Below are 10,546 nucleotides of genomic sequence, written 5' to 3' on the forward strand. Positions count from 1 at the left end.
CTGCGACCCCTTGACCCCCAGTCAAGTGCGCTACCAAACTGCGCCACAACCCGTTATGCTTGCTCACTGCGCCGTAGCAGCAGCCCCAAGCAGCTTGAATATCTTACCCGGAACCTGTCTCCTTGGCAAGATGCAATTTTCGACAATTTGAATCTGCACCTTGGGTTCAAGTACACGGTTCAAGTACACCGCTACCCCAAGAACTGCACCGCACGGTCGAGTATCTCGTCGGCAAGGCGGTCTTTGGACATGAGCGGCAAGTCGTAGGTCTCTTCGGCCGAGACGAACCATACCTCGTTGTCGTCGGTGCCGAAGGCACGCCCCTCGCCCACCTCGTTTCCCACTATCAGGTCGGCGTGCTTCGTTGCGAGCTTCTTCTGCGCATTGGCCACCACGTCGTCGGTCTCGGCAGCGAACCCGACGACGACCTGGCCGTCGCGCTTGCCCGCCGCCAATGTGGCCAGGATATCGGGGTTCTCGACCAGCTCAATAGTGCCCAGATCCGCATCGGCGGTGCCTTTCTTAAGCTTGCGCGCAGCCGTCTCTTTCGGACGCATATCCGCTACAGCCGCAGCGAAGACACCGATATCGGTTGCGGCGAACGACTCGCTCGCCGCAGCAAGCATCTCGCGAGCCGTCCTCACCCGCACCACCCGCACGCCCTCAGGCGCAGGCAGTGACACCGGACCTGACACCAGCGTCACGTCGGCCCCGCGTAGGGCTGCGGCGCGGGCCACCGCGTAGCCGGTCTTGCCTGAGGAGTGGTTCGTGATATAGCGCACCGGGTCGATCGGCTCGATAGTGGGACCTGCGGTTATCATGACGTGGCGGCCTGACAGGTCACGCCGCACACCCAGCTCCTCCAACACGGCCGACACGATGTCGGCTGGTTCCGCGAGCCTGCCCCGGCCAACATCGCCGCACGCCAAGTAGCCGTCGCCTGCTTCCACAATGCGGACGCCGCGGATATGCAGCTTGCCGATGTTGTAGCGCGTGGCCCCGTTCTCGTACATGTTCACGTTCATAGCCGGTGCGACGATCAGGGGCGAGGTGGTAGCCAGCGCCGTCGTGGTCAGCAGGTCGTCGGCCAAGCCGTTGGCTATCTTGGCGATGACGTTGGCTGTGCAAGGGGCGATAAGGAACGCGTCAGCCTCTTGGGCCAGCGAAACGTGATGGATGGGGTCCGACGGATCGTCGAACAATCCCACGGCCACCGTCTCGTGCGTCAAGGCGCGAAACGTGGTCGGCCCCACGAACTCGGTCGCATGCTCGGTCATGACCACTTTCACACGCACGCCGGCTTTCTGTAGCAGCCGCACGATCTCACAGGTCTTATATGCCGCTATACAGCCCGTCACGCCTACCAGCACCGTCTTGCACGGTGCGCTCCCCGTCATCGACACAGCTTGCGTCCTTCCTTTCTCGGCCATGTTAACAGCCTCCTTCCCTATAAGGCTGCAGCACATCGGCCAGCACTTTAACATGGGCCTTGCTACGGTCCAGGCACGGCACGTAAACAAACTCGTCGCCCGTCGGCACGCGCCCTGCCTCCCTAATCTTATCGTAGTAGAACGGCTTCAGCTCGTAGTCTATATCGTAGAGCGTTTCGAGGCAGTCCACCGAGAACCCTGGGCACACGAAGAACACGCGTCCCACATCCGCCTCGGCCCAACGAGACAGCACTTCAGTCGTGTAGGGCGAAAGCCAGTCGCGGCCCTTGTCGAAGCGGCATTGGTAGCCGATGGTCCAACGCGTGCGCTCCAACCCCAGCTCACCTGCCACGAGCAGGCTCGATGCGCCCGCCTGCAGCTCGTAGGTGTCGCCTGCCTCGATGTCGGTCAACGGGATGGAATGGTACGAGAACAGCAGCTTGTCGTCGGAGTCGGGGTCGAAGCCCGCATGGCGGACGGACGCCGCGATGGCACGGGCATACGTCGGGTTGTCGTGGTAGTTGTCGAGAAAGTCACATGATACGTCCCAATGCTCCTTTTTTAATGCCCGTTCAACGCTGTCGGACACCGAACCTGTGGTGGAAAGCGCGCTTTGCGGATAGAGCGGCAGCACCACCAGACGGGTACAGCCGGCCTCCTTCAGCTCGCGCACGACCGAACGGATGGTCGGCACCCCGTAGCTCATGGCGCACCGCACAAGCGTGTCAGAACCTTCCTGCGCAAACACCTCGCCGAGCCGCGCCGCAAGCTTCTCGTGCGCTATGGTGAACGGCGAGCCCTCGTCGGTCCAAATGCTCTGGTACTTCTCGGCCGAGGCACGCCCGCGCTTGGGCAGGATGCCCACCTGCAGGATGAACCACCATGCCAGCCGGTTCATGGGCGCAATGCGCCGGTCCATAAGAAACCGCCTGAGATAGGACCGCACGGCAGAGGGCGTGGGTTCCTTCGGCGTGCCGGTATTGGCGATGATGACCCCGCAGCGATCCGGTGCTTGCACGACAGCGCCCCTCTTTCCTACATCGACGGACCGTCGATGCGAAACGGTCATAAACCTGTTGATTCTATCTGCTATAGTTTATCCCCTATTATGCAAACGAGGAACGGACGAATGGCGAAAGAACCCAAAACCACGGATTCGCCCGATAAGGGTGCAGGTACTGCCGTGCCGCCTGCGGGTAGCAGGACCGTCCTGCGCGAGTTTGGCCAAGAGGTCAAGGCTCAGGTGTTCCATAATACGGGGTACCTGAGCCTCAATTACTTCACGATACTCTGGTTGTTCGCGGGAGCCTGCGTGTTCGGATTGGTAGTGGAGACGGTGTTCCACGTCATCGTATACGGCAGCTACGAGAGCCGCGCCGGGTTGGTATGGGGCCCCTTCTCGCCCATCTACGGCGTGGGCGCGGTGGCGCTGACAGTGTTCCTGAACCGGTTCTACCATTCCCACAACCTCGTGATATTCCTGATATCCATGGTGGTCGGGTCGGTACTGGAGTACGTGACCAGCTGGGGCATGGAATTCTTCTGGGGGGCCATCGCCTGGGACTACAGCGGCACGTTCGGGTCGATCGGCGGTCGGACGAACTTCGCGTTCGGCATGATGTGGGGCATGCTGGGGCTGGTATGGGTCCGCATCGTGCTGCCACTGGTGAAGCGCCTGTTCATGCAGGTGAGCGCAAAGAGCATGCTCGCCCGCATCATTACGGCGGGCATGACCGCCTTCCTTGCCGTCGACATCACAGTAACGGTGATGGCACTGGACCGCGAAGGACAGCGCGCGGTGAGTATTCCCGCCACCACCTGGGAACAGCAGTTCTTCGACGAGCACTTCCCCGACAGCTACCTGCAATCCAAGATGCAGAACATGAGCGTGTACGGCAAGAAATAACCGCAAGGAAGCGGCGCCGCGCGCCCGGGACGGCACGACTACGGATGTTCGCTCAGCGCAAGTATTCCACGCCTTAGGACGACGTGGGCACTTCGCCTTCGACGCAGGGAGCAGGGGCCTGCTCCAGCAGTGTGAACACCTCGTTGCCGGCCTCGGTGCGCCCGAGGCTGCGCTCGGCCAGGCTGTCCAGGGCGCGGCGCAGATCGGTTGGCAGGTTGTCGGCAAAGGACAGGGCCTCCCCTGTCACAGGGTGCGTGAAGCCTATGCGAAACGAGTGCAAAAACTGGCGCTGAAGCCCCAGGTCGGCGCGCGTATCACGCGGGGCATGGGCGCGGTAGACCGCCTCTCCCGCAAGCGGGTGCTTCGCATACTCCATATGCACGCGTATCTGGTGCGTGCGCCCCGTGAACAGCTTGCAGTCCACCAGCGTGTAGCCCTCGTCGCGCGGCCCGTGCTCGAAGCGCTCCAGCACGCGGAAGGTCGTCATCGCGTCGCGTGCGGAAGGGGTGTCGCGGATGGCCATGCGCGTACGCTCCTTCTCGGCACGGGCGATGGGCGCATCGATCATGCCCGTATCGTGGGCGATGACGCCGTGTACCAGCGCCAGATAGCGGCGGTCGACCGCACGGGCGCGGATGTCCTCCATGAGCGCATACCCGCACTCGTCGTCCTTGGCCGCGAGCATGAGGCCGCTCGTGTCGCGATCGAGCCGGTGCACGATGCCCAGCCGGTCGTCCTCGCCCTGCACATTGCACAGGCACGCCGCACCGCAGTGGTGGATAAGCGCGTTCACCAGCGTGCCGTCGTAGTGGTCGACCGACGGATGGCACACCAGGCCCACCTGTTTGGACAGCACGATCAGGTGCTCGTCCTCGAAGCGGATGTCCAAATCGATGGGTTCGCCATCGAGCAGGGCGGCGGGTGCCTCCTCCAGCGCTTCGTAGACGATGGTGTCGCCCGCCGCCACAGCATGCTTCTTCGCAACGTTCGCCCCGTTCACGAACACGCGCCCCTCTTCGATAGCCCGCGCTGCGACGCTGCGGCTGGGATACAGTCCTCGGCTGGCCATGACCGCATCGAGGCGCTCCCCACCATCGGCAGCAGAGGTGATATGGCAAAGCGTGCGCGTCATCGGCTGCCTCGCTCCTCGGCACCCCGAGAAGCGCCCCCCTTGTTTTTCGGGGCCGAAGCGGCAGAAGGCTGATCGGCCACCCCGGGAGACGATTCGCCTTCCGGGATACGCGAAGACGAATCAACCTGCACAGCCGAATGGCCACCTTCCGGTTCCCTGCCAGCAACAGGAGCCGCCTCCACGATATCGTCATCCGCCTCAAAGGCAACGGCATCCCCCGACGTTTTCGCCGCTGCGATCTGCGCCGCCGCTTCTTTTTCATCGCGGCGGTACGCCAGGAACATGCCGAGAACGAACAGCACGAAACCGCACGTCACCCCGATATCGGCGACATTAAATATCGGGAAGTCGATGAACACCGGCTCGATGAAGTCCACCACGTACCCCAAAGTGAAGCGATCGACGGCATTGCCCAGCCCGCCGGCCACCACCAAGGCCACGCCCACCGTCTCCAGCAGACTGGGGCGCGGTGCCAAGAAAAACAGGTAGGCAGTCAAGACGATGCACACCACCAGCGACATGACAGCCAGCACCTGCGTCGAGTCGCCGAACATGCCCCATGCAGCCCCCGTGTTGTACACCAGGTGCAGGCGGATAAGCCCCAGAAGGGGGCCCGTGATGACCGCGCCCTGCTCGAAGGCTCCGTTGATAGCGCCCTTCGTGAGCATGTCCAGGCAGAACCACACAACAGCCACGCCGAGAAAGACGAGAACGGTGCGGCCGCTGATACGCTTGGACGGCCGCAGGTTGGCTTCCGTGCTCAAGAGGCCCTACCCCTCTTCCGTGTAGCCGAGTGTGTCGAGCACGTCGCCGCAGCGCTTGCACACCGCCGGATGGTTCGCGTTGCCGCCCAGCTCGCGGTAGTTCCAGCAGCGCGGGCATTTCTCACCCGTTGCTGCCGACACCGTCACCGCCAGCTCGTCACCCTCCGCAAACGTCACCTCGGACACGATGAACAGCTCTTCGAACACCTCGGTCGCAAAACCCGACAGCACGGCCAGCATGTCCTGCGGAGCCGCGACGGTCACTGCCGCCTCCTGGCTCTTCTTCACCAGTCCGGCACTGCGCGCCTCTTCGAGCGCCTTCGTCACGGCTTCACGGGCCTCCAGCAGCACGGCGAACTTGTCCTCGAGGGTCGCAACCGCATCTGCCGGCACCGCCGGCGTGTAGTCGGAGTCTTCCGGCCAGCCCGCCAGCTGCACGTTGGACGGATGCCCGCCGTGCTCTTCGTCGGCAACCAGGCCTTCGGAATAGTTCTCGTAAATCTCGTCAGCCGTAAAGGAGAGGATGGGCGACAGGATGCGCACGAGCGTCTCGAGCATATGCATGAGCACAGTCTGCGCGCTGCGGCGGCCCGGCGAATCGGGCGCCTCGGCATAGAGGCGATCCTTGATGGCGTCGAGGTACACCGCCGACAAATCGTTGATAAAGTAATCGTAGATGGCGCGGTACACCTGATGGAACTTGTACGCGTCGTAAGACGCCTCAACCTCGTGGGTCAAACGCTGCAGACGCACGAGAGCCCATTGGTCGATGGGTGCCAGGCTCTCCCACTCCGTTACCGGGTGCAGGCGGTAGTCGAAGTCGCTCAGGGCACCCAGGATATAGCGCATCGTGTTGCGAATGCGGCGGTACGCCTCGCTCGTGCGCTGCAAAATCTCGTCGGAGATGCTCACGTCTTGCGAGTAATCAACGCTGGCAACCCACAGGCGCAGCACGTCGGCGCCGGCCTTGCCCATCACCTCAGCCGGGTCCACCCCGTTGCCGAGCGACTTGGACATCTTGCGGCCCTCGGCGTCCACCGTGAAGCCGCAGTGCATGACGCTCTTGTACGGCGGCACGCCGTAGGCGCCGACGCTGGTCAAAAGCGACGACTGGAACCAGCCGCGATGCTGGTCGGAACCCTCGAGGTACATGTCGGCCGGAAAGCGCAGGCCCTCGGCGGCGCGGTGCTTCAGCACGGAGGTGTGCGACACGCCGCTCTCCCACCACACGTCCAGGATGTCCTTTTCAGGCGTGAGCTCGGTGCAGCCGCACGTCTCGCATTTCACGCCGCGCGGCAGGTACTCGGAGGGCTCGCGCGTGAACCACGCGTCGGCGCCTTCGGTGTTGAACAGCTCGATCACCGCGTCGAACGTCTCTTCGGTTGCTACCGTCGAGCCGCATTTGGCGCACTTGAACACGGGGATGGGCACGCCCCACGACCGCTGACGCGAGATGCACCAGTCGGGGCGGTCGGCCACCATGGAGCCGATGCGGTTTTTCGCCCACGCCGGCACCCACTCCACCTGGTTCTCGATGGCATCGAGGGCGCGCTCGCGCAGGGAGCTCTTCTCCATGGACACGAACCACTGGTCGGTGGCGCGGAAGATGACCGGTTCGTGACAGCGCCAGCAGTGCGGGTAGCTGTGGACGATCTTCTTCTCGGCCACCAGCGATCCTCGCTCGCGCAGCCACTCGATGATCTTCGGGTTCGCCTCGTCGATGTCGAGCCCGGCGAAGGGGCCCGCCTCGTCGGTGAACACCCCGTTGTCGTCCACCGGCATGAGCAGCGGCACATCGAATTCCAGCGCCACCAGGTAGTCGTCCTGGCCATGACCCGGAGCCGTGTGCACGGCGCCCGTACCCGATTCCATGGTCACGTGGTCGCCGTAGATGACAGTGCCCTTCAAGTCCTGGCGGATAGGGCACGTGTAAGTCAGCCCCGTGAACTCGCGGCCCTTGAGGGCCACCGGCTCGCCGTCGGCGCCCTTCACAACCTCCCAGCTTTCCCAACCAGCGGTCTCGGCCACCTGCTCCACTAACTCGCGTGCGAAGATCAGGTTCGATCCGTCAGCCACGACCATGACGTAGTCGGCATCGGGCGCCAGTGACACAGCCGTATTCGCCGGCAGCGTCCAGGGCGTGGTCGTCCAGATGAGCACGTTCGCGTCACCCGTAGCACCTGCCGCCTCGAACAGGCCGGGCATCACGTCCAGCTTGAACTTCACGAAAAGGGAATGGGAGGTCTCGTCGGAGTACTCGATCTCCGCCTCGGCGAGCGCCGTGTGGCAGCGCTTGCACCAGTGGATGGGCTTGCGGCCGCGGTACACCGAGCCGTCCAGGTACATTTTCTTGAACACCTCCACGTTGCCCGACTCGTAGTTCGGGGTGAACGTGAGATAGGGATGCTCCCAGTCGCCGTTGACGCCCAGGCGCTTGAATCCGTCACGCTGGATGCCCACGTACTTCTCGGCCCACTCGCGGCACAGACGGCGCAGCGTGGGTTGGTCGATCTTGGCCATCTTCTCAGGCCCGAGCGTCTTTTCCACCATATGCTCAATGGGCTGTCCGTGGCAGTCCCAACCGGGCACGTAGGGCGTGAAGAAGCCGCGCTGCGCATGAGACTTGTTCACGAAGTCTTTCAGCACCTTATTGAAGGCGTGGCCGATATGGATGGGGCCGTTGGCGTAGGGCGGTCCGTCGTGCAGGATGAACGGACGCCCGTCCTTGTTCTTCTCCAGCACGCGCTCGTAGATATGCTCTTCTTCCCACTTCGCCAGACGCTTCGGCTCGCTTTCGGGCAGGTTGGCCCGCATCGCGAAGTCGGTCTGCGGCAGGTTCATCGTCTCTTTATAGCTGTTCGCCACGGGATGCCGTACCTTTCCTGTTGCTTGGCATTTGCTTGTTTTCAGACAGGTTCGCCGTTTCCCGAAGCTTTTTGCTCCAAGGTGCTACACCTGCCCTGCTCTTCGCACTTGCTCGCTCTTTTCGGTTCAAACCTGTATAGTATAGGCGAAACCCCGCGCTTTGCCTCGCCTCGCCTTACATTTCAAAATTGTGACACAGTATATGGTAAGGGATTGAGTATACTTTCACTATGCTAATCTGGCGAAGTCGCTTCGTCACACCCAACGCGCAATCGGAGGTCATGCACTATGGAATTTGAAATCGTCACCGACTCGAGCTGCAACCTGATCGAGGATATGATCGACGACTTCGGGCTTCACATCCTGCCCCTCGCCTTCATGGTGGACGGCAAGGAATACCAAAGCTACCTGAAAGGCCAGCACACCGACCTCGCCCAGTTCTACACGATGATGCGCGACGGCAAGGTCATCACCACGTCGCTTCCGAACCTGGCCGACTCCGAAGCGCTCATGCGCGGCCTTCTGGAACAGGGTCGCGATGTGCTGTACCTGGGTTTCTCCAGCGGCCTTTCGGGCACCTTCGAGGCAATCGAACTTCTAATCGGGGAACTTGCCGGCCAATTCCCCGAGCGCAAGCTGTTCGCTGTGGACACGTTGGCCGCATCCGGCGGCGAGGGCCTGCTTATCTGGCATGCCGTGCACCGCGCCCGCGCCGGAGCCTCCATCGACGAGGTGCGCACCTGGGTCGAAGGCAACAAGCTGAACCTGGCCCACTGGTTTACGGTGGACGACCTCATGTTCCTGTTCCGTGGAGGCCGCGTATCAAAAACGGCCGCATGGGCCGGCACCATGCTGAACATCAAGCCCGTCATGCACGTGGATGACGAGGGACGCCTCATCCCCTTGGAGAAGGTGCGCGGGCGCAAGAAGTCCCTGCACGCACTGGTCGACCACATGGAGAAGGCAGCGGTGCGGCCCATCGGCGAGCAGACAGTGTTCATCACCCACGGCGACTGCCAGGAGGAGGCCGAGTACGTAGCCGACCAGGTACGCGAACGTTTCGGCTGCGCGAACATTGTCATCAACTACGTCGATCCCGTCATCGGGGCACACTCGGGGCCGGGCACCATGGCGCTGTTCTTCCTGGCTGACAAGCGGGAGGGTTTTCTTTGCTGCGAGGCTGTTCAACCTGTAGGAAAATCTGCGTACTCCCCGTGCTCAGGCAGTTCTGAGTTCGCACGGACAGCCCACAGGGCTGTCCGGCTCGTGCGAAATCTGCGCGCGGGGAGTACGCAGATTTTCCTTAGGATTGGCGTTTTTGTAGCTTAAAAGGACCAGGACCGCTTGCAGCCGGCTTCACTTTGGGGGGAATCTGCTTGGGGACAGATTACTGGGTAGACTATCGGTAGTCGGCCGGGTTCTTACTGGCCGATCCGGTGGTGTTCCCCTCGCCTCGCAGCTCGCGGCCAAAGCGGACGGCGCTCTCCCCGAAGCGGTCTTTCACGAGATCGGTTGCTTTTATGAGACCGCGGCGCTTCTCCTCGTCCTTCACAACCGGAGCCACATCGTCCGCGTTTGGCACCTCATCTGCCAGGGCGAACAGGCTTTCCTGCACGTTCTCCTCGGTATCGAAGCCGGTCATGCTCACGCCGAGCAGCCGCACGGGAATACCAGGGCGCCATACCTCGTCGATCATGCGGTAGAGCAGCGGTGTGTAGGCCAGCTCGTCGTCGCTGGGGTGGTCAAGGCGCCGCTGCACGCTGCGGAAACTCAGGTCGTCGAAGCGCACCTTCAACCCCAACGTACGCCCTTTGAGTCCCTTGCGACGCAGGCGGCGGCCCACTTTCGCAGCCATCGTGGCCATGGCGGCCTCCACCTCGTCGCGGCAGACGAGATCGATGGCGAACGTCGTTTCGTTCGAAACGGACTTCACCAGGTCGTCCGTGACAACCGGGGCATCGTCGCCACCATTCGCGCGCACGTACATGACATGGCCGTTCTTGCCGAACAGGCGCACCAGCTGCGCTTCGTCGGCATCTGCGATGTCCCCCAGGGTGGTCATGCCCCGCGCCTTCAGCTTCGCCTCGGCAGCCGCTCCGATACCGCTCAGCGTGCGCACGGGCAACGGAGCCAGAAAGCTGCGCTCGCGACCGGGATACACTACGGTCAGGCCGCGCGGCTTGTCTATGTCGGAGGCTATCTTGGCGATGGTTTTCGACGACCCCACGCCGACAGAGCACGTCACGCCCAACTCCTCCACGCACTGCTGTATGCGCCGCGCGACGATCGCCGGATGTTCGCGGTTCACCGCCGTAGGCGTCACGTCGGCAAACGCCTCGTCAATACTAACCTGCTGCACGTACGGGGTCTCGTTGCGCACGATATCCATGATGGCGCGCGACATCTCGTTGTAGCGGTCGAAATGGCCGTGCGTCCAGATGCCGTCCGG

At 62.7% G+C, this 10,546-nt stretch carries 8 protein-coding genes; 2 read left to right on the plus strand and 6 right to left on the minus strand.

Annotated features, from left to right (window positions below):
- Positions 1 to 191 precede the first annotated feature (191 nt).
- On the minus strand, positions 192 to 1,430 hold the full coding sequence (gene coaBC / locus RR842_RS04940; protein ID WP_332729147.1) for a bifunctional phosphopantothenoylcysteine decarboxylase/phosphopantothenate--cysteine ligase CoaBC: 1,239 nt from the start codon (positions 1,428 to 1,430) through the stop codon (positions 192 to 194).
- A 1-nt stretch (position 1,431) separates the two neighbouring features.
- Positions 1,432 to 2,448, minus strand: coding sequence for a ferrochelatase (hemH, locus tag RR842_RS04945; RefSeq protein WP_332729148.1), 1,017 nt, complete (start codon positions 2,446 to 2,448; stop codon positions 1,432 to 1,434).
- A gap of 111 nt (positions 2,449 to 2,559) precedes the next feature.
- Here hemH and RR842_RS04950 point away from each other — a divergent pair, with 111 nt between their 5' ends.
- Positions 2,560 to 3,336 carry a putative ABC transporter permease gene (locus tag RR842_RS04950; protein WP_332554220.1) on the plus strand — a complete coding sequence of 259 codons (777 nt, stop codon included), beginning with the start codon at positions 2,560 to 2,562 and terminating at the stop codon, positions 3,334 to 3,336.
- 73 nt (positions 3,337 to 3,409) lie between these two features.
- On the opposite strand, the gene RR842_RS04955 is transcribed toward RR842_RS04950, so the two are convergent.
- From RR842_RS04955 to ileS, 3 genes are read right to left on the minus strand one after another with little or no spacing between them, the layout of a single operon-like run.
- Complete coding sequence (locus tag RR842_RS04955) at positions 3,410 to 4,468, minus strand: RluA family pseudouridine synthase (protein WP_332729149.1); 1,059 nt, start codon at positions 4,466 to 4,468, stop codon at positions 3,410 to 3,412.
- The gene (lspA, locus tag RR842_RS04960) at positions 4,465 to 5,232 is read right to left on the minus strand and encodes a signal peptidase II (RefSeq protein WP_332721885.1); all 768 of its coding nucleotides are present in this window, start codon (positions 5,230 to 5,232) and stop codon (positions 4,465 to 4,467) included. The genes RR842_RS04955 and lspA overlap by 4 nt, the downstream gene beginning before the upstream one ends.
- 6 nt (positions 5,233 to 5,238) lie before the next feature.
- The gene (gene ileS / locus RR842_RS04965; RefSeq protein WP_332517630.1) at positions 5,239 to 8,097 is read right to left on the minus strand and encodes an isoleucine--tRNA ligase; all 2,859 of its coding nucleotides are present in this window, start codon (positions 8,095 to 8,097) and stop codon (positions 5,239 to 5,241) included.
- 288 nt (positions 8,098 to 8,385) lie between these two features.
- Between ileS and RR842_RS04970 the strand changes: the two genes are divergently transcribed.
- Positions 8,386 to 9,426 (plus strand): DegV family protein, encoded by a 1,041-nt coding sequence (locus tag RR842_RS04970; RefSeq protein ID WP_332729150.1) that lies wholly within the window; start codon positions 8,386 to 8,388, stop codon positions 9,424 to 9,426.
- 70 nt (positions 9,427 to 9,496) lie between these two features.
- Here RR842_RS04970 and RR842_RS04975 read toward each other — a convergent pair.
- Positions 9,497 to 10,546 (minus strand): DNA polymerase IV (locus tag RR842_RS04975; protein ID WP_332729152.1); only part of this gene is annotated, 1,050 nt, incomplete at its 5' end.

Source organism: Gordonibacter sp. (genome assembly GCF_036667095.1).
Classification (GTDB): Bacteria; Actinomycetota; Coriobacteriia; order Coriobacteriales; family Eggerthellaceae; genus Gordonibacter.